The sequence below is a fragment of the Fulvivirga sp. AWR4_260 genome (assembly GCF_056158185.1).
Genome location: NZ_JBSWSU010000015.1, coordinates 1,377,324 through 1,398,375, shown reverse-complemented (window position 1 = coordinate 1,398,375; position 21,052 = coordinate 1,377,324). Strand labels below are relative to the sequence as shown.

13 protein-coding genes are annotated in these 21,052 nt (G+C 37.4%); 3 read left to right on the top strand and 10 right to left on the bottom strand.

What is annotated here, in order from left to right:
- Positions 1–38: 38 nt before the first annotated feature.
- Positions 39–938 carry a DUF6268 family outer membrane beta-barrel protein gene (locus ACXACQ_RS12485; protein WP_474976279.1) on the bottom strand — a complete coding sequence of 300 codons (900 nt, stop codon included), beginning with the start codon at positions 936–938 and terminating at the stop codon, positions 39–41.
- A 131-nt stretch (positions 939–1,069) separates the two neighbouring features.
- Between ACXACQ_RS12485 and ACXACQ_RS12480 the strand changes: the two genes are divergently transcribed.
- Both ACXACQ_RS12480 and ACXACQ_RS12475 read left to right on the top strand, forming a co-directional pair.
- The gene (locus tag ACXACQ_RS12480; RefSeq protein WP_474976278.1) at positions 1,070–2,098 is read left to right on the top strand and encodes a sensor histidine kinase; all 1,029 of its coding nucleotides are present in this window, start codon (positions 1,070–1,072) and stop codon (positions 2,096–2,098) included.
- A 2-nt stretch (positions 2,099–2,100) separates the two neighbouring features.
- Entirely contained in the window at positions 2,101–2,829 is a 729-nt protein-coding gene (locus tag ACXACQ_RS12475; RefSeq protein WP_474976277.1) for a LytR/AlgR family response regulator transcription factor, read from the top strand.
- Positions 2,830–2,831: 2 nt separating this feature from the next.
- Here ACXACQ_RS12475 and ACXACQ_RS12470 read toward each other — a convergent pair whose 3' ends face one another.
- Positions 2,832–3,740 (bottom strand): DMT family transporter, encoded by a 909-nt coding sequence (locus ACXACQ_RS12470; RefSeq protein ID WP_474976276.1) that lies wholly within the window; start codon positions 3,738–3,740, stop codon positions 2,832–2,834.
- A 1,382-nt stretch (positions 3,741–5,122) separates the two neighbouring features.
- Between ACXACQ_RS12470 and ACXACQ_RS12465 the strand changes: the two genes are divergently transcribed.
- The gene (locus tag ACXACQ_RS12465) at positions 5,123–6,577 is read left to right on the top strand and encodes a T9SS type A sorting domain-containing protein (protein WP_474976275.1); all 1,455 of its coding nucleotides are present in this window, start codon (positions 5,123–5,125) and stop codon (positions 6,575–6,577) included.
- A 678-nt stretch (positions 6,578–7,255) separates the two neighbouring features.
- Here the strand turns inward: ACXACQ_RS12465 and ACXACQ_RS12460 are convergent.
- The 8 genes from ACXACQ_RS12460 to ACXACQ_RS12425 form a co-directional block, all read right to left on the bottom strand.
- Positions 7,256–9,322 carry a glycoside hydrolase domain-containing protein gene (locus ACXACQ_RS12460; protein ID WP_474976274.1) on the bottom strand — a complete coding sequence of 689 codons (2,067 nt, stop codon included), beginning with the start codon at positions 9,320–9,322 and terminating at the stop codon, positions 7,256–7,258.
- Positions 9,319–10,287, bottom strand: coding sequence for a glycoside hydrolase family 43 protein (locus tag ACXACQ_RS12455; protein ID WP_474976273.1), 969 nt, complete (start codon positions 10,285–10,287; stop codon positions 9,319–9,321). The genes ACXACQ_RS12460 and ACXACQ_RS12455 overlap by 4 nt, the downstream gene beginning before the upstream one ends.
- A gap of 20 nt (positions 10,288–10,307) precedes the next feature.
- Complete coding sequence (locus ACXACQ_RS12450; protein WP_474976272.1) at positions 10,308–11,735, bottom strand: glycoside hydrolase family 125 protein; 1,428 nt, start codon at positions 11,733–11,735, stop codon at positions 10,308–10,310.
- A gap of 120 nt (positions 11,736–11,855) precedes the next feature.
- Positions 11,856–14,159: a GH92 family glycosyl hydrolase gene (locus ACXACQ_RS12445; RefSeq protein WP_474976271.1), complete on the bottom strand. Its 2,304-nt coding sequence runs from the start codon at positions 14,157–14,159 to the stop codon at positions 11,856–11,858.
- A gap of 23 nt (positions 14,160–14,182) precedes the next feature.
- A complete protein-coding gene (locus ACXACQ_RS12440) occupies positions 14,183–16,468 on the bottom strand; it encodes a GH92 family glycosyl hydrolase (RefSeq protein WP_474976270.1) in 2,286 nt (761 codons plus the stop codon).
- 137 nt (positions 16,469–16,605) lie between these two features.
- Positions 16,606–17,289 (bottom strand): basic secretory protein-like protein, encoded by a 684-nt coding sequence (locus ACXACQ_RS12435; protein ID WP_474976269.1) that lies wholly within the window; start codon positions 17,287–17,289, stop codon positions 16,606–16,608.
- Positions 17,290–17,411: 122 nt separating this feature from the next.
- Positions 17,412–18,347, bottom strand: a complete 936-nt coding sequence (locus ACXACQ_RS12430) for a PorP/SprF family type IX secretion system membrane protein (RefSeq protein ID WP_474976268.1) — start codon at positions 18,345–18,347, stop codon at positions 17,412–17,414.
- Positions 18,348–18,360: 13 nt separating this feature from the next.
- Positions 18,361–21,015: a T9SS type B sorting domain-containing protein gene (locus ACXACQ_RS12425; RefSeq protein ID WP_474976267.1), complete on the bottom strand. Its 2,655-nt coding sequence runs from the start codon at positions 21,013–21,015 to the stop codon at positions 18,361–18,363.
- Between the last annotated feature and the right edge of the window lie 37 nt (positions 21,016–21,052).

Below are 21,052 nucleotides of genomic sequence, written 5' to 3'. Positions count from 1 at the left end.
AAAGTAAAAGGCTTCACTTTTGTGAAGCCTTTTACTTTTTAAAAATCATAACTTAGACCAATAGATGCATAAGGAGATAATCGGAAATAATAATTAGAATCGCTCCACAAACTCTTCAACTTTCGCTCATAAATCTGAGCGGTTCTTTGCGCATTAATACCCACAGTAATTGGCAAGTTCCAATGATCGGATAACCTCAATTCAGGTCGAATTCCAGTAACAATATATTGATGGGTAAACATGGCATCTTTATCATTATGACGAAGCATAGCTAACTGCCCATCTACTTCCACTACATAACTTAATTTTAAATTGTCCCTCACTTCATAAGCTAAGGATATACTCACGCCCTCTAGCATAGAAACATCAAGCATATACTTCCCCTCTTTTGTCCACTTTACATACAAAGCCGGATAAAGCATTGGGTAACCTAATGAATTATTGAGCGCTGCACCTATTCCTAAATCCAGATTTGGTTTAAGGTGCCTAATAAATAAACCTCCCACATTAACCAACAACTGCTTTCCTGTAACTTCGCTTAACCTAGGAGAAACCGCATACACACCCCCTCCAAGCATGGTCAACAGTGTCCATTTTTCATTAAGATCTTTCAAGTGAAATACACCAATTGATGCATTACTTACTTCACTTACCACCAAATCATCATCAAAACCATTATTATTTAAATCTACATATGCAGTGTTAAAGGCTACGCCCCATATATCCTTCTCATTATCCTTTATACTTTTAATTTTTACTGGCAGTTTTGCTCCTATCTGATAGACCATAGCACTGCCCTCGCTGTCCCCCACTCTATTGCTGTGCTCTCCGTCACTATATCGATATTGTGACTTCCCTACAAACTCAGTTTTGATATTTACTTGGGCATAAGCAACTGAAAATAAAGAACTAAAAAAAATAAGCAGAACGAATTTCATAACTGAACAATTTTTAAATTGAGCTACAAAGTTGATAGATGTTTACTGCTTACAATAATCTTTTTGACCAACAGCATACTGCCTTTGACGAACCGCGACAGCAGTTTCTTTATTAAGGTTAATTTTGCAACATGAATCGTAGTGCACTCGAAAATAGCTGCTTGTTTACCACTAGTTATTGGATAATCTTACTATTGGTATTTATCATTCAGATGTACCCTCAAACGGAATCTTTATTAGAAACATTAATTTTTTCTAGCTGTATTACTCTCAGCATTTACCCTATAGCAACTGCCTTGAGCAATAGCATTTTATTGAAAGCGCTCAACCAGAAAAAAATGCTACACTTCTTTATGGCCTTCATTCTCCTATCCATAGCAGTAGCAGCAGTTTTATTGGCGTACCTATATCTATTTCATTACTTAGAAAAGCTCCAATACTTCCCTACTTCAGAATACTTTAGCATAGCCTCCGAACCAATATATAGCATATACACTTCTTTATCTGCAGGTCTATTTATTAACTTATGTATATGTGGCCTCAGATTTTTAATAGAATATGTAAAATCCCAAAAGACACTGCACGAATACCAACTACAGACATTAAAACACCAGGTTACACCTCATTTTATGTTTAACGTGTTAAATCACATACATGTACTTATGCAGGAAGATGTAGACAAAGCTTCTACGCTTTTACTCCAGTATGCTGACATATTGAGGTATCAACTGTACAAGGGGGATACCGAACGCGTGAGCATAAATGAAGAAATTATGTATCTCAAAAGTTTTATAGCAGTAGAAAAAATACGCTGGGAAAAGCAAATTAATATCGATTGCCATTGGGACGTGGAAGACCCCACCACAACCATACCTTCTTTACTATTTATCACTTTTATAGAAAATGCATTTAAGTACGTTTATAAAAATGAACACACTCCCGGATTCATATCTATTCATTTAAAGCATTATAAAAATCAAATACTGTTTATGGTAGAAAATACTATAAATCCATCGACTGTAAAAAAAGATACTGAGCAAAAAGGACTTGGGCTGAAAAATATACAAACACGATTGTCTATTCTATTTCCCAACTCGCATACGCTGTTAATTCATCAGAATTCTTCTCAATTTTCCGTTAATCTCACTATAAACTTATAGCCATGAACACAAAATCATCAATATTAAAATGTATGGTAGTAGATGATGAATCTATAGCTATAAGGGGCCTAACTCACTATATCAATAAATTAGATTATTTAGAACTTATAAGCACTTGTTCTGCACCACAAGAAGCCTACTCTACACTTAACCATACAGATATTGATCTACTATTTTTAGATATTAATATGCCCACTCTTACTGGCATTGAATTGCTAGAAAGCCTAAAAAAGCCACCTTTAACCATTTTTACCACAGCCTACTCCGAATATGCATTAGATGCCTTTAACCTTCATGTAGTTGATTATTTATTAAAGCCTATCGGTTTTGAACGCTTCTCACTGGCTTGCCAAAAAGCATATAAACTGCATAATCATGATACGTCAATAAATTTGGATCAGGCATCTGAAAATATGTACATCAGGCAAGGAGACGCTTTTATTAAAATAAAAAGTGAAGAGATTTTATTTGTAGAGGCAATGCAAAATTACCTTAAACTATTTCTGAAAGATAAAGTGCTGACTATACACCAAACCATGGCTTCTATGGAAGATGTATTATCAAAAAACAACTTCATCAGAACGCATAGGTCATACTTAGTCAATGCCAATGCAATTAACTCTATAACAGGCAATAAACTTAAAATCAGTAAGTATGACATCCCCATTTCTCGACAAAGAAAAGAAGAATTGATGCAAAACATAGTTTACAAAAACCTGATCAGCAAATAACTCTACTTTTTACTTCTACTGATGATGATGATAGCGAAAATAACCACCACTGTCCCGACCAGTTGCAATGCGCTAAAAGACTCATCAAGAAAAATATTAGCTAATATGATAGTAGAAATGGGACCTAAACTGCCGATAATTGAAAAATTGGAAGCTCCCAAAGATTTAATAGCATAAGAAATAAGATACGATGGTATAACAGTAGAAAGTGTAGCCATGGCGATTCCTAAATAATATACCTCCGCAGGGTAATCTCCTAAATGGACTTCTGTAGTTACCCAATAATGAATCATTACACATATGCAGGCTATCATCATGGCATATGAAGTAAACAGTGATGCGCCCAATTTTGGAATCAAATACCCACTCCCCACCAAATAAGATGCATACGTAATAGCACTCATAAAAATAAGAAAACCTCCAAGGTACAGCTGACCACTATCCATAGTAGTTATTCTTAGTTCTTCACTAAAGGCCAAAAATATGCCCAAATAACTTACCCCTATAGCCAAAGCCTGAACTTTAGTAGGTCGTTGTTTAAAAAACAGCCACGTAATAAACAATACCAACGTAGGGTAAATAAACAATATAATTCGCTCAAGACTAGCTTTGATATATTGAAGCCCCAGAAAATCAAATAAACTGGCCAAGTAATATCCGATTATACCAAAACAAATTAACCACACCCAATCCTTTCTATTTAACTTTTTTGTCTTACGGTCTTTATTTAGTAAAGCCATTAACAAGTAAAAAGGAAAAGCAAAGGCCATTCTAAAAAGTAATAAAGTTACCGGATCAACTTCGTATTGATACGCCAACTTCACCATCACTGCTTTAGCTGAAAAAAGTACTACACCTATTACAGCCAATGCAATAGGCAATACGGTAGGGTTCTTAATATTCCTCATCATTGAATTAATACCAGCTATATAAAAAAGAACTGCCTTGGAATTTACCCCAAGGCAGTTTCAAACCTGAATTAATGAAATTAAAATTATTCTATTGCTTTGTTATTTTCTAACTGATATCTAATAGTTATTACGATAAATGAAGTGATTAAGTTTAACTAATTTAAACTTTTATAGAGGCTTTGTGTTAAATACGCCCTTATTGAACATATAAAGGGGAAAGGCAAGAAAAAAGGGATGAGATAAAATAAAAAAAGCTCTGAGGACCTAGTCGCTCAGAGCTTTCTGTTGTCTATAGTTGGCTTTAATTGATACTAAGGTAAGGCTTTACTGTTCTGCTGCATACTCTACATCGACCAAGCAACTTATTTAATGTTTAATTGCGAGTTTTAACTTTAAATGATTCACCTAATGGTTGCATATCATTTTCAATTTGCAACCTAAGCTCTATAAATAAAAAAGCTCTGAGGACCTGGTCACTCAGAGCTTTCTGTTGTCTATAGTTGGCTTTAATTGATACTAAGGTAAGGCTTTACTGTTCTGCTGCATACTCTGCATCGACCAATGCAACTTATTTAATGTTTAATTGCGAGTTTTAACTTTAAATGATTCACCTTATGCTTGCGCATCATTTTTTATTTGTCTCCTAAGCTCTATAAATAAAAAAAGCTCTGAGGACCTGGTCACTCAGAGCTTTCTGTTGTCTATAGTTGGCTTTAATTGATACTAAGGTAAGGCTTTACTGTTCTGCTGCATACTCTGCATCGACCAATGCAACTTATTTAATGTTTAATTGCAAGTTTTAACCTTTAAATGATTCACCTTACAGTGGCATATCATTTTTTATTGGTCACCTAAGCTCTATAAATAAAAAAAGCTCTGAGGACCTAGTCGCTCAGAGCTTTCTGTTGTCTATAGTTGGCTTTAATTGATACTAAGGTAAGGCTTTACTGCTCTGCTGCATACTCTGCATCGACCAAGCAACTTATTTAATGTTTAATTGCAAGTTTTGACCTTTAAATGATTCATCTTACGGTTGCACATCATTTTTTATTTGTCTCCTAAGCACTATAAATAAAAAAGCTCTGAGGACCTAGTCGCTCAGAGCTTTCTGTTGTCTATAGTTGGCTTTAATTGATACTAAGGTATGCCCAGAAGCCTGAATTTTCAACATCATCTCTATTTCCTCCTTATTTCACAGTTAAAAAGTAATAATTGCAGATAAACTGCAATTCACAACCTCCTTACTATTAAACAACTACAAAATACTATTGAAAATAGGAATATTAAAACTGGTTTTACCGCATAATTATTGGTAAATTTTAATAAACAAACCATCAACCAAGGCTAAGCACACTGCTTAGTTAAAACCTAACTCAATCGATATGATAAAAACTAATTACCTATTCCGGTTAATTTTCACATTAACCATCACCCTGTTATTTCACATAACATCTTTTGGACAATCAGCCATTTATGGTGGAGGTCCTATTTATAAAAACCGTGATTACTCCATTAGTGAATTAAAAAACTCAGGATTTACACATGTCATTGTCTGGACAATCCACAGTGACGAAAATGGTGACCTTGGATTTAACGGAGAATTTCCACTTTGCGAAAGTGGCCAGTACATAGGAAATGAAACTTATCCTTATTTCCCACAAGATATGGCCAGTCTAAAAGCAGGAGAAACGAACGTGCAAAGAGTAGAGTTTGGGCTGAGCGCTTGGGGCTCTGGCACCTTTGGGCATATAAAAACTTTGATCAACGCTTATGGAACAGGCCCAGAAACGAATTTATATAAAAACTTTAAAGCCATAAAAGACAACATTCCTGCTGTAGACGGCTTTAGTTTTGATGATGAAAGCACCTACGATGCCGCTACTGCCACGCAGTTTGCCATTATGCTTAGCGACATTGGCTTCAAAGTATCCCTCTGCCCTTACACTGCCGCTAGCTTCTGGACAAGTGTAGCCACCAACACCAATGCTGCTAGACCAGGAACCATTGATCGTATAGATTTACAATGCTATGCCGGAGGGTCTGGCAACTCTCCATGTAATTGGAATTTTGGCGATATTCCTATTTTCCCTGGTCTTTGGGACACTTACAGCACCACCAGCCAAGTTACAAGCCAACTGACAACATGGAAAAACTCTTGCAATATCAAAGGTGGATTTATGTGGCTCTACGATGACTTTGACAACACCTCAGCCACTGCTGCGTATGCACAAGCTATTAATAGCGTATTTAATGGCGATGATGGTGGTGGAGATAATGATGCCATAGTAGTATTAAGTGAACACTGTGACTATCTGGGTATTTCAGCACAATTACAAGTAGGCAATTACAACCTTAGTGATTTGCAAGCCTTAGGCATGCCTAATGATGAATTGAGCTCATTAAAAATTGCTGATGGATATCAGGTCACCTTATATCAAGATCACAATTTCAGCGGAAATACATTAGTGCTTACAGGTGATATCCCTTGCTTAGTAGATGCTGGATGGAATGATGAAGCCTCTTCCATAACAGTAACTGCATTACCAAGTTTAAACGCGCGCAAAGTAGCAAGCAATACGCAAGATATCAATGCTTTGATTAGCCCTAACCCACTGCACGATAAAGGAACCATCACTGTTTCATTACCATATGAAATACCTGCAACAATGCAGATTATGGATTTAACAGGAAAAATAATAACAACTATTGAGATTGAAGCTACCTCAAACGGTCAACGAAAATTTGACTTTGACCTGACACAATCTCCAAAGGGATTATACATTTATAACCTAAAACAAGGTGACAAAACCGTAATTGGTAAGTTCATCAAACAATAATAGAAATTGCTTAAGTTTAAATAAAGAAAAGCCCCGATGAACCTAGTTCTATCGGGGCTTTCTGTTGTCTATAGTTGGCTTTAATTGATACGAAGGTATTGTTTAACCTGAGAACTTGCCACCCAGTATCCACCAAAAACTTTTACGCCAGTTGAATGACTGTTTTTATCGATAAAAGAATTGGACACTTACAACTAACTGCATTATAAATCTTTCTGAATTACAATTAAATCGCTCAGACCTACGTATAAAACTAAATAAACAGTTAAAAATATCATATACTCTACAATGGCAAGGCCAAAAGTGCCATCAAAGGGCAGGCATACTGTACCCCACCTAAGCCAACAGGTGTCGCTTTACCAAAAGACATCACACTCTACAAAGCAGGTGAACTATCATAAGTCAAAAAAATTATAGGATAGCGTATCATTCTTATAAAATGAAATCACAGACTTCAATAATACGTTTATGCCTAAACTCAAAAGGCATGTTGAGCAAAAAATCGATGAGATTTAATTAAAATAGATCATAAAAAAAGCCCCGATGAACCTAGTCTATCGGGGCTTTTCGTTGTCTATAGTTGGCTTTAATTGATACGAAGGTATACATATCACTTAAATACGCACAACACACTTCGACCAATTGCACTTTATAAGGTTAAGCAACCTATATCAGCCCTTAATAATTATTCAGCTCGCTTTGGTAAACTTCAATATTGCTATTCAATAGAGGCACGTCCGCAGCAGTGATTTCCAAAAGTCCTCCAGCCATCAGTTCCTTATGAGTTAACCAATGACGATTTAATACCTTTCCATTTAACTTTACTTGCTTAATAAAGATCTTATCTTCAGAATAATTAAGTACCTGTACCTTTAATGGAGATTTCCCTCCTTTCAAGGTTACCGATTCATAAAAAGGTACGTGCATATAATATATAGGCTCTCCTACTAATGCGGGCGATAATCCAATGGAAGCCAACACATACCATGCTGACATGGCTCCTGCATCATCATCCATGGTTCGTAAAAAGGCCTTTGGCTCATTTTTATATATTTTACCTACATAAGGATCTATACCTTTACTATTATTATTAAAATAAAATTGATTCACAGTATCTAATGCCAACTGATGTATCAGCAACTCACTTTTCCATGAAGAACTCGTAGCATTATACATCCATGGCACTTGAATATCGGGCTCATTGGCATGGTTATAATAATCACCGTCAAAAAATTGATCCAGCTGACTCACAAATTCATTTTCTCCTCCACATAAGTCAATCAATCCTTTCAAATCATACGGCACCAACCAGCGATATTGCCAAATAGTGCCTTGATACATATTCCTAGCAGGCATCCAATCAATATCACGTTTACTCAGGTCCTTAAAATCCTTCTCCCAATATTCTTTGTAACCCTTTGCCTTTTCAAAATACTTTTTAGCTTCGCCTTCATTCCCTTCAATATCATAAATATTGGCTAACGCCCAATCGTCATATGCAGCTTCGAGAGCCTTATCAGGAGTACCATAATCTAGCCTTTCATTCTCCGCCTTCATAGAATCTAGCGCATCTTTAAAAGACAGCTTATACCCTTTATTGTAAGCATCTAATAATACCGGAAGCGCGTGCTCTGTACGCACGGTCAATGAAGGCTCATTTGGGGTTGAAAAATCTTGCTTCCCATGCAAATACATCTGTTTTATTGACCACATAAAATTTGCATATCGCTCTGGCATTAGAAATGACAATAAGGGCAATTGAGTTTTATAGTTATCCCATATAGCCCAACCATTGTACATCACTTCTTTTGATTTCCCTTCAGAACCATCTATATTTTTATAGACCCCGTCATTTTCAGAAATTTTAAATGGACTTTGCATTGTTCTATATAACAGAGAGTAAAACAATGCCTTTCTCTCCTCATCACCATTAACTTCTACCCTACCCAATTCACTGTTCCATGCTTCTCTAGCGTTTTTAGCTATTTCTGCATAAGATGATTTTGAAATAGATTTCTCGGCATATTCAGTACTTACTGATGAGAAGGCAATTTTGGTCTCAGTGCTTTTAATATTATGAGCAAAAGAAGCAATCAATTGATGTTCTTCAACTTCCTGCCACTTCACCTTATGATCAAAATGAATGTAATAATAAATAGTGTAAGCTCCCCTACTACACGTGGTGCCGGCTTTAAAATACCCCTTAAGGTAATCATCTCCATTTTCATGTTGCTCTTCTATAAATCGGCCTACAAACGCGTATCCCAAATCTATGTAAAGCCCATTATTTTCACCTTCAAAATTGTATTTATGCACTCCTTCTTTTCCACTTACAGCCACAGCGGCATTGATACCATTATCAAACTGAGCAGCAAAAAAACCGGGCGCTCCATCTTGAGAAATTCTAGTAAGATGTTCATATGGTTTACCATCAGTAAAAGGCCTAATTAAAACGTTACCTCCGTCTCCCTGACAACCCACACCTTCCATTCTGGTGTGAGTAAAACCTAAATACTCCTTTGCATAGTATTCATATCCTGCATGTAAATTAGGATAAGTTTGAGGCCCAATACTCAACATACTAAAAGGGTATGAAGCTGCAGGAGATAACTGACCGTGATCTCCTGAAGTTCCTAAAAATACATTTACATAATCTGCTGGTTGCTCTTGTGCTGAAGCCCTATTGTTGAAAATAGCAGCTAGAATTAAAACACCGCACACAAGTTTGAGTCTACTACTTATCACTTCAGCTTATTTTTTTCTACGCCTTCAAAAGTAATTTTAACTGGTTTAATGAATCCATTTTCATCAAATTCCACCTTATCAATACAGGTGGCTCTATGATTATGATGGGTTTCAGACAGTGGCCTTCTATGGTACACAATATACCAATCATCCTTTTCTGCTACATGAATCATAGAATGGTGGCCTGCACCGGTGGCTACTTTAGGGTCTTGCTGCAAGACCACTCCTATCCTTTCAAAAGGTCCAAAAGGAGAATCTGCAATACCATAGGCCACTTTATAATCAGGGCCACCCCAGCCACCTTCAGACCACATAAAATAGTATTTACCATCTTTAATAAACATGAAAGGGCCCTCTACGTATCCTTCTGGTGTTATCTCCTTAAAAGTAGTACCATCACTAAACGTATCAAATCCTGTAAAATCATCTTTCAGTTTAACAATGTTACAGTGCCCCCAGCCACCATAAATCATATAATATTGACCATCTTGATCTTTAAAAACAAACTGATCTATAGGCTGAGCTCCATTATAAAACTTATCTAACAAAGGCTTACCTAAATAATCTTTGTATGGCCCCTCAGGCTTATCAGCCACACCAATACCAATTCCTCCCTCTTCACTGTCACTTTGAATATCATTAGCAGCAAAAAACAAATAATACTTATCCCCCTTATGCACAATGGCAGGAGCCCACATAGCTTTGTGCGCCCATTTTACAGCAGCCGTATCAATGATATGTTCATGTTTTTTCCACTTTATGAGATCCTTTGATGAAAAAGCATCCATAAAAACTTGTTTTTCATAAGCATCAGAAAAAGTGGGATAAACCCAATATTGCTTATCAAAAATAATTCCCTCTGGGTCTGCATACCAGCCTTTTACGATAGGATTGCCTGCTTTTTTTTGAGCAAAAGCAGCCGCACCTATTACAACAAAAAGTATGACTAATGATATTTTGCGCATTCTTATGTAGTAGTTAAATATTAAGCTTTTAATAGATTAGGTGCTGTTTCATAAGTCTTATACAAGAACTCTCCAAACAATGTGTTAGCCCAAGCAAACCATGACCTAGTAAAATTGGTAGGATCATCTTTATGGAAACCTTCATGCATAAAACCTGTACCGCCATGCGTTTTCTTCAGCATCTGTATACATTCCTTTATTTCCTCATTATCAGTGCTGGTTAAGCCTCTCATAGTAATACTCATAGGCCATATAAAATCCATACCTACGTGTGGGCCACCTATGCCTTCGGCAGCTTTGCCTTTAAAGAAAAACGGATTACTATCAGAAAGTACATAGTTACGGGTGTTCACATATAATGGATCCTTCACATCTATAGCATCGAGATAAGGCAAGGAAAGAAGACTCGGCACATTAGAATCGTCCATTAAATTATAGCTACCAAATCCGTTTACTTCATAAGCATAGATTTTACCAAATTTAGGATGTTCAACTACCGCATATTTATCAATAGCAGCCTTCACCTCTTTAGCCATTGCTTTCATTTGTGAAGCCGTGGCACTGTCATTCTTCAATGCTATTAGCATTTCTGCAGCCTGATTTAAACTCACTACCGCAAAGAAATTTGAAGGAATTAGAAAAGGGTAAATAGTAGCATCGTCACTAGGTCGGAAGCTTGAAGAGATTAAACCTACTGGATTTACAGGGTAACCATAACCTGACATAGGCAAAGAGTCTGTTGCTCTTGGCGTATTTCTTTGGAAGTGATATTTACCTCTACCTTCTTTTCTCTGCTGATCTTTAAAGGTACTGAGCACCAACTTCATGGCGTTATGCCAGTTGTCATCAAAAGGAGCAGTATCTCCAGTCTCTTTCCAATAATTATAAGCCAACCTTATAGGATAACACAACGAATCTATTTCCCATTTACGCTCATGCACTCCGGGTTTCATATCGGTATAGTCCGATGCCCACTCGCCCACTTTTTTAGGATCATCGTAAAAGGCATTGGCATAAGAATCTTTAATGATATAGCTCATTTGCCTGTTAATAACCCCGGCAATTAAACTTTTAAGCTTTTCATCTTTATCTACAAACTTCATGTACGGCCACACCTGAGCTACACTATCTCTTAACCACATAGCATCTATATCACCAGTAATCACATAAGTATCTGGCTTCCCTCCTTTTTCAGTGTAGGTAACTGTAGTATCTAAAGTATTGGGAAAGCAGTTCTCGAATAACCAGCCTAATTCGGGGTCACTCACATGCTTTTTAAATTCCTTAATAGCCTTTTCTATAGCTTTACTGCTAAAGTTACGCTTAGCCTCGGGAGTACGCACTACAGGAAATGAACCTTTGTCTTTAGCCAATAATGACCAAGGATTGGCAAGCATAGCTCCGGTGCCTATTAAGGCAGAAGTTTTAATAAAATCGCGTTTTTTCATGGGTAGTAGTTATTAGGAGTTTGTACGTTAATCGTTTAGCGCAAACAAAAAAAGGCACAGCAATGATAAATAAATACCACCCGCTGTACCTTTCCGTCCACTATTACTAAATCTATTGTCTTATTTGGTTGGTTTGCTACTCATATAAAATGTAAGCGTACCACCTTTTTCTATATCTTCATGTGTAATGTATCTTTCGTTTACAGCTTTTCCATTTAGCTCCACTTTTTTAACATACACATTTTTATCACTTTGTTTTTTAGCTTCAATTTTAAATGTTTTACCATTTTCTAAATTGATAGTAGCAGATTTTACAGCTGGGCTTCCTAGCATGTACTGATTAGATCCTGGTGCAACAGGATAAAAGCCCAATGAACTGAACAAGTACCAAGCACTCATCTGCCCGAAGTCGTCATTACCTCCTAAGCCATTGGCTGCAGGTTTATACATGGCTTTTAAAATCATTCTAATCTTATCCTGAGCCTTCCATGGCTGATCAGTCCAGTTATACAGATATACCACATGGTGCGATGGCTCATTACCATGCACATAGTTTCCTATAATTCCATCTCTACTGATATCTTCTGTATGCTCAAAATACTTATCTGGCAGCTCCATTGAGAATAATGAATCTAAATGAGGAGTAAACTTATCTTTACCTCCCATCATTTCTATCATAGCAGCAGGATCTTGCGGCACATAAAGACTGTAGTTCCACGAATTACCTTCAATAAAACCTTTCCAATGTGTATCTAATGGATCAAATTCTTTCACCCACTCGCCATTAGCCAATTTAGGTCTCATGAAACCAGTTTTAGGATCATATACATTTTTGTAGTTTTCTGAACGCTTCATAAACTCTTTGTATACATCCTCTTTACCCAACTTCTTAGCCATTTGAGCTATGCACCAATCATCAAAAGCATACTCTAATGTTTTGGACACAGAAGCTCTGCTCTTGTCTTCTGGCACAAATCCACGATCAATATATTCGCCTATACCATCAAAATATCTTGTATTTGCCGTGTTGATACAAGCTTGTAAAGCATGCTCTACATCAAAGTCAGCATTCCCTTTTATTACTGCATCAGCGATAACCGGCACACTGTGGTAGCCTATCATACACCAGTTTTCATTTCCATAGTGTGACCAAATGGGCAACATTTTGTGTACACTTTGATCATAGTGAGCAAGCATACTTTGCACCATGTTTTGGTTTCTGGTTGGCTGTAAAACATTAAATAAAGGATGTAAGGCACGATAAGTATCCCATAAAGAAAAACTTGTATAATTAGTAAATCCATCGGCCTTGTGTACATTTTGGTCTAAACCTTTGTACTCGCCATTTACATCCATATAAACGGTAGGCCCTAAAAAGGCATGATACATTGCGGTGTAGAAATTCTTCATCTCATATTCACTGCCTGCATCGGCCACCACTTTGCTCAGCTCTTTATTCCAGGCTGATTGGGTTTGCTTTTTAACAGCATCAAAATCCCACCCTGGCACTTCTGCTTTCATATTTTCGATAGCATTTTCTGTGCTCACTGGAGACAAGGCAAATTTCACTTTAATTTTTTCTCCTTCTTGAGTTTCAAAATCAAAATGCGCTCTTATCTTCTCATTTGCTGCTTCAGGGAAATTATGTTCCTGATCGAATCTACCCCAAAAACCATGATAAGGATGTTTTTCATAGCTTTTGAAACCATAAGTTTTTATTGGCTTACTAAAAGCCATGGCAAAATATTCTGTTCTAGTTCTTGCCCAGCCGTTGGTAGATTTATAACCTGTAACCAACGTATCATTCTCCATTCTGATAAAAGCCCATGTTGTCTTCTCGTCATAGTTATATATGCCATACATCATGTCAAGAATGATATGAGCCTCTTTTGACTCTGGAAAAGTGTACTGGTGAACACCCACGCGAGTAGTTGCGGTTAATTCAGCAGTAATATTATCGTCATCAAGCTTTACTTTATAATAACCCGCTTCAGCGGTTTCATTATCATGACTGAACTTTGATCTATATCCACTCTCAGGATGGTCGGCAGTTCCTGGGTTCAATTGAAGTTTGCCAGTGGTAGGCATCACTAAAAAATCTCCTAAATCAGAATGCCCAGTACCACTAAAGTGCGTATGACTAAAACCTACTATGGTTTTATCTTCATACTGATAACCAGCACAATACTTATACACATCTCCAGTATATTTACCATCTACTGCATAGGGAATGGTATCGGTATCAGGGCTCAGCTGCACCATACCGAAAGGAGCTGTAGCACCCGGATAAGTATGCCCCATTTTGGCCGTGCCAATCATGGGGTCTACATACTGAACAAGGTTTTTATCGTCTTTATCTTGCGCATGACCATTAAATGCAACCGCACTAAGCAACACGCCATATAGCCAATTTTTCTTAATCATTTATTTGATCTGTATAATTGTAGTTATTTCTCGTTAGATAGAGAATAAGGGAAGTCTTCCTTATTTACTCCTCTATTTTTATTTGGCTTATCGCCCATTTCAAAATTAAGCGTAGCCCCTTTTACTATCTCGTTGTGGTCTAGGTAATTCTTTGTGCTCTCCGTTCCGTTGATAGTAAGCTTCTGAACATAACGATTTGCATCACTATTCTCTTTTGCATTAATCTCAAGCTTATTTCCATTTTCTAACTCAACAGTTACTTTTTTAAATAATGGGGCTCCTAACACATATTGATTAACAGCAGGACACACCGGATAGAATCCCATAGAAGAGAACACATACCAAGCAGAAGTTTGTCCATTGTCTTCATCTCCACAATAGCCATCTGGTGTAGGCTTATACATTCTGTTCATGGTTTCTCTGGCCCAATACTGAGCTTTCCAAGGTGCACCAGCATAGTTATACATGTAAATCATATGCTGTATTGGCTGGTTACCATGAGCATACTGCCCCATATCAGCGATTTGCATTTCTCTAATTTCATGGATAACACCACCGTAATAGCTATCATCAAAAATTGGAGGAAGATCAAACACACTATCTAACTTGGCCACAAAATTATCTTTACCTCCCATTAAATCTACTAACCCTTGAGGATCGTGAAATACTGACCAGCTATAGTGCCAGCTGTTTCCTTCAGTAAATGCATCGCCCCACTTAAAAGGATTAAATGGTGTTTGGAATGAACCGTCTTTATTTTTACCTCTCATCAAACCTGTAGCAGGGTCAAAGAGTTTCTTATAATTCATGGCTCTTTCTCTGTATAACTTAATTTCTTTTTTCTTCTTCCCTAAAGCTTTTGCCAATTGATAAATAGCAAAATCATCATAAGCATATTCTAATGACCTTGCTGCGCTTTCATTTAAGCCAATATCATAAGGTACATAACCGAGGTCTACATAGTACTCAGCACCAGCTCTACCCACTGCAGTCATAGGCCCGGCATTGTTAGCGCCATGAATTAATGCTTCGTATAATGTTTCAATATCATAACCTCTTAGGCCTTTGATGTACGCATCAGAAACAACAGAAGCAGAATTATTACCCACCATAATATTAGCATAACCAGGGCTAGACCACTCTGGCAACCAACCGCCTTCTTTGTAGTCATTAGCCAAACCTGCTTGCATCTCTTTATTTATTGATGGATAAACAAGGTTTAAGAATGGATAAAGTGCTCTGAAAGTATCCCAAAAGCCTGTACCTGCAAACATGTACCCTGGCAATATTTTACCATTATAAGGACTCCAGTGTACTATTTCATCTTTTTCGTTTATTTCGTAAAGCTTATTAGGGAAGAACAAAGTTCTGTATAAACATGAGTAGAAAGTTCTCACCTGATCGATGGTACCACCTTCTACCTTAATTTTACCTAATGTTTTATTCCAAAGATCACGTGCCTTTTTCTCGGTAGTAGCAAAATCATCTTTACCGATTTCTCTCGTTAGGTTAAGCTCTGCCTGCTCGAAGCTAATAAAAGAAGAAGCTACTTGTACGTGTATTTTTTCTTCTTTAGAAGTTTTAAAACCAACAATGGCTCCAGCATGATCAGCTGTCATTTCGGCTTTATCAGCAGCTAATTTATCACCATCCCAAGTACTTACGTCTGTGAAAGCTTTATCAAATTTAATTACAAAGTAGTTTTTAAAATTAGTAAGCTTACCTCTGGCATATTTGGTAGTGTACCCAATAATTTTATTCTCTTCAGGTATCACCTTTACGTATGAACCTTTATCGAAAGGATCTACAACAATATAAGCGCTATCAGACTCCGGAAAAGTAATTTGAAACTGAGCAGCTCTTTCAGTAGGTGTTAACTCAACAGTTACATCATGATCTGCCAAGTAAACACTATAATAATAAGGCTTTACTACCTCTGCTTTGTGAGAAAACCAACTTGCACGTGCATCTTGGTTAAACTTTTTACCGATTACAGGCATGATCGAAAATTGACCATAATCATTCATCCATGGCGATGGCTGGTGTGTCTGCTTAAATCCTCTAATCTTATGACTATTATAAGTATAAGCCCATCCGTGGCCCATTGGCCCTGTCTGCGCTGTCCAGAAATTCATGCCCCATGGCACTGCTATAGCAGGGTAAGTGTTTCCATTGGAAAGACCTGGATCAGAATCAGTACCCATCAATGGGTTTACGTAATCAACCGGGTCGGTAACTTTATCTACCATTTGAGCTGATGCAGCCAAACTATAGATAAACAAAACAGTGAAAATATAGAAAATCCTCATTTTGAAATTTAATGTTAGAATTAGCTTAGTTTGAATATGCTGAGGAGCCTTCATTCCTCAGCATACCTTAAAATTGCGGTTTCTAAATCGGTTTACCAAACCTATCTGACGATTTTGCAATTAATTATTTCTCGTGGTCAGATAACTGGGTTAGCGGTATATGCCTTCCATAAGTCATCAATATTCTTACCGGTCTCGTTTTTCCATATTTTATCGGTATAAGTTTTAGTTCTCATGGCATTATCAAGGTTTTTGATAAAACCCGGCTTCACCTTTCTATCGATCCATAAGAAGAAACGGGCGGTAATTCGGTAACTATTATCGTAGTTTTGCTCGCTATTATACTCTGGCATAGCCCAACCACCTTTGAGGTTATCCACACCATATACATACCTAGCATAATCAGCAATACCTTCTGTCACCCACCAAGGACCTGCCTCATTAGGGTAAGCCTGCACCAAGTGCATCACTTCATGCGTAACCAAATCAAAATCATCCGGCTTTTGCTTCAGCCAATTAGAACTAATTCTCACTCTACCTCCTCCTGCCTCGGCCACTCCTTTATATTCAGGATCAATGAAAAACTCCACATCTTTCACAGCATTTTCATTATAACTTCTGGCTAAAACGGGGTAGACCGTAAAAAATGTTTCTATTAAATTATTTAAAACATCACCATCCAAATCTTCTGATTGGTTATTAATAGTAAGTGTATATCCACTTTTTTTATATACCACCTGGGCATAAGAATTTGAAAATGCCCCTGTTAAAACAAGAAGTGCGGCTATAGTAAATAGTGCTTTAATTTTATTAATAATCATTATGTGTTTTGTTTAATAAGTTATGTTATCGACTAGCGTTTAATGAAATATTCCCCTTGAATTTATGTCATACATTAAGAAATAAAAAGGAGGCTGAACAGAACAGCCTCCTCTACCTTTAACTATTTACTTAAACTAACGAATTTGTTTAAAAGTATTTGCAGGGCTATTTCATAGTCACTACCTGCCAGCCCATCAAAATCTTTAGCATCGGTGGTATAAACTCCATTGAGTCTTACAGCATCGAGCAGCCTAAAGCTTACCCCCATTGATGTATTTTGAGAGCTGTGGTACATGGTCATAAAGTTTAGGTTGTCACCAAGAAAGCCAAGTTGAAACCCAACATCCATAATTCCATCATAATCCTCCACCTTTCTATAACATATTTTTGGCTCAAGCGTAATGGAATTAACACCTGCCTCTTTGAGGGTAACTTTATAACTTGCCGCCCCAAAATATGTAGGCTTTCTTATGGTAGAGATGATATTTTCATTATCAGCATAAGTACCTAAATGCAAGGCTGCCACCTGCACTTTCAGTGCATTGAACTGATAAGCTACACCGAAATCTACATCAAAGGTAGCTCCCTGACTATCGAAAGCCATGGCTGTAGGATCTCCAGCATCGCCCTTAATACCATCTACATCTAGTTGCTGACTAATTACACCTGCAGAAAGCCCAAAGCTTAACTCCTGATTATCAGCCATAGGTAAATGATATGCATAACTGGCCATTACCCTACTGAATTCTAACAAACCTATTTTTTCTCTATAAATATTAAGTCCTACACCCATTTTAGGATTCATGCCATACTCTACAGTAAAAGCCTGAACATGTGCTGCCCCGTCTATATCAGTTGCTTGCTTACGATAGGAAGCATTGATTAGTAAATCGCCTGACTTGGCACCTGCTAAAGCCGGATTAACCTGATATTGATTTTGATAATATGCCGAGCCTAAAGTATTAACCTGCGCTGAAGCAAACTTAGCACCTGTCATTAATGCTAGCACCAATGCTACACTGGCATACTTTATTTTTTTATTTATTGTTATTTTCATTGATTCGAGACTTTTAGTGGATGATAGTTAAACTTCCTGTAAGCCTAGGCAAACCACGGCCTAATATAATTGCATAATAGTAGACTCCTGACTCTAGCTTTTTACCGTTATCAGCAGTACCATCCCATGAGTTGTCATAATTTATGGCGCTATATACCGTACGTCCCGATCTGTCAAATACTTTTACTTCATTTTCTTCAAATGATGTCACATTCCAAATCACCCATGTATCATTATAACCATCATTATTCGGTGTTAATATATTATTAGGTTCCACAGCATAGCTACCGGCCATTTTCACCGTTACGGTATCCGTTAACACACAGCCTTGCGGACTAAGAATATCTACCACATATGGAAAATCTTGGGTAGGCTTCACTTGAACATCCCCTTTATCTTGGCCTGCAACATATCCAGGAGCATCCTGCCAATGATAAGACACACCTCCCTCTGCAGATAATGTTATTACCGCCCCTCTTTCAACAGGATTAGAGGTATCCACCGAAGCAGAAACTATAGTGCTATCCACAGTGAGCAAAAAGGTCTGCTCATAAGTATCTACTCCACCGTTATTATTACCTCCATCGTCTTTTAGTGTAATGGTCACTGTAGCAATAGGAATAGTATCGGTAGTGGTAGTATAATTAAGATAAGTGAAATCTGTAGTGGTTGACGTTATTTCTAACTCATTAAAAAGCTCAGGAAAATCAGTGCTTACACTAAACTGTAATTTTTGATCGGCTTCCCCCTCTCCTGCTGTAATACCATCAATCAATACTTGATAACGCGTATCAACAGCACACGCCACCTGATCATCTACCGTGTTAAAACCAGGAGGAAAATTACTCCCCAATGTAATTACCTCAATATATGAAGGCGGCACTTGAGTAGCACCAAAGCCATTAAATGCCTTTACTCTGTAATAATATTTGATTCCTTTTTTTAAATTACCATCTACAAACTCCTCCACATCAGCACCTACTTGGTTAACTGCTTTAAAGTTTATACTGTCTAAAGAGCGTTCTATAATAAAACCATCCTCATTATCAGTAATATCCTCCCATGTTAATTTAATATCATAAGCTGATAATGCTTCGCCTGCCACATTTATAGGTGCAACAGGTATTTTTGGGTCAGGAGCTGTGATGGTCTCCAAAACTTCAGAATATCTGGATTTACTGCCTGACTTCACACTCTGCACACGGTAGTAATATTTGGTGTAAGAGCCTAAATCTGTATCCGAGAAAGTATTCACATTAGCAGCTAATTCACCAATTACTTCATAGCTGACACCATCTTCTGACCTTTCAACAATAAAGCCTGTTTCAGAAGAACTATTATCTTGCCACATGATTTCTATAGACTCAAAAGTGCTATCAGAAACTGCTAAGTTGGTAGGTATTTCCACTGCTCCTTCGGCATATCCAAAAATTTCTAATTCGGCAAACTGAAAGGCCGAGCTCCCATTGTTACTAGTAACATCTAGTACAAAATATTTATACGCCTTGGCTGTAGCTCCACTAATTAAAAAGGTATTAGTAGTAGACCTTTTGTCAAATTCAACACCGCTTCTAGCATCTAGCAGATCCCAAGTGGCACTATCTACCGAAGCTTTTAAAGCCCATGCTTTCGGGTCTCGATCAGGAGCATCATTACCTGTAGTAATTCTATACTTAGTTAATAATAATGGAGCTGCCTCTGATGACGTATAAGCTACCCAAAGTGGTTCAAAGGCGGCAGTAGAAGCTCCATACAAATACTTTGTACCATAATTGTTATCTATAATCTTGGGTGAATTCTCATTTTCGTTATCTGACTCAAACTCCACAAACAAGCTACCTCCATCATCAGTAACATCTCCGTAAATTCCGCTTGAAGCAGAAGTAGATACTGAGACTGTATTAGAATAACCTGATGAAACTTTTCTCACTGCTTTCACCCTGTACTCATATGAGGTATTAGGCATTGCGCTACCATCTGTATACGTGTTTACGTCTGCGCCTACAGAATCAACAACCATAAACTGACCTGCTCCTGCTGCTCTTTCAACTATGAAATAGCTTTCCTGATCTGCTGCAGAAGTGCTATTATCTGTCCAACTGAGGTAATTTTCAGTAGGTGCAGTAGATGTTACAGATAGATCAGATGGTGCAGGAGGTGCCTGCACCTTAAACAATCTCCACTCTGCCAGCTGAAATAAACCATTGCCTCCAGATTTAATAGCACTAATATTTAACCTGTAATAGGCGTATGCTATATTGTTGGTTAAATCAAAACTTTTGGTGAAATATCGGCTATCAAAACTAGTATTGGTTACTGTATGAATGGTAGTCCAAGTTTCCCCATCATTAGAACCTTGCAATTTCCAGTCTCTGGGGTCTCTATCCTGGGCATCGTTAGCAGAAGTAATACTATACCCATCCACTACTTTAGCACTAGAAAATTTGTACTGAATAGTTAACCCTTCAAAAGTGTAGAGCAAAAACTTAGTTTCGATATTATTATCAATCACCTTTTCAGAATTTTCAGCGGCATTAGTATTCTCTGCTGAAACGGTCAACTCACCATCGGTTTCTTGCTCTATAAGGTCCTGAGTATACCCCAACGTAGACACCCCCAACGCCATGGCAAGCACCAATATTTTATAATATTTTATTCTTTTAATCATCGGATTCACATTGAATTAATAATTGAGATAAGAAAGC

What these genes read in the sequence shown, in the direction of transcription:
- ACXACQ_RS12440 (WP_474976270.1), bottom strand. Translation starts at nt 16,468, where the DNA reads ATGAGGATTTTCTATATTTTCACTGTTTTGTTTATCTATAGTTTGGCT.
- ACXACQ_RS12445 (WP_474976271.1), bottom strand. Translation starts at nt 14,159, where the DNA reads ATGATTAAGAAAAATTGGCTATATGGCGTGTTGCTTAGTGCGGTTGCA.
- ACXACQ_RS12430 (WP_474976268.1), bottom strand. Translation starts at nt 18,347, where the DNA reads ATGAAAATAACAATAAATAAAAAAATAAAGTATGCCAGTGTAGCATTG.
- ACXACQ_RS12450 (WP_474976272.1), bottom strand. Translation starts at nt 11,735, where the DNA reads ATGAAAAAACGCGATTTTATTAAAACTTCTGCCTTAATAGGCACCGGA.
- ACXACQ_RS12480 (WP_474976278.1), top strand. Translation starts at nt 1,070, where the DNA reads ATGAATCGTAGTGCACTCGAAAATAGCTGCTTGTTTACCACTAGTTAT.
- ACXACQ_RS12485 (WP_474976279.1), bottom strand. Translation starts at nt 938, where the DNA reads ATGAAATTCGTTCTGCTTATTTTTTTTAGTTCTTTATTTTCAGTTGCT.
- ACXACQ_RS12470 (WP_474976276.1), bottom strand. Translation starts at nt 3,740, where the DNA reads ATGATGAGGAATATTAAGAACCCTACCGTATTGCCTATTGCATTGGCT.
- ACXACQ_RS12425 (WP_474976267.1), bottom strand. Translation starts at nt 21,015, where the DNA reads ATGATTAAAAGAATAAAATATTATAAAATATTGGTGCTTGCCATGGCG.
- ACXACQ_RS12435 (WP_474976269.1), bottom strand. Translation starts at nt 17,289, where the DNA reads ATGATTATTAATAAAATTAAAGCACTATTTACTATAGCCGCACTTCTT.
- ACXACQ_RS12455 (WP_474976273.1), bottom strand. Translation starts at nt 10,287, where the DNA reads ATGCGCAAAATATCATTAGTCATACTTTTTGTTGTAATAGGTGCGGCT.
- ACXACQ_RS12465 (WP_474976275.1), top strand. Translation starts at nt 5,123, where the DNA reads ATGATAAAAACTAATTACCTATTCCGGTTAATTTTCACATTAACCATC.
- ACXACQ_RS12475 (WP_474976277.1), top strand. Translation starts at nt 2,101, where the DNA reads ATGAACACAAAATCATCAATATTAAAATGTATGGTAGTAGATGATGAA.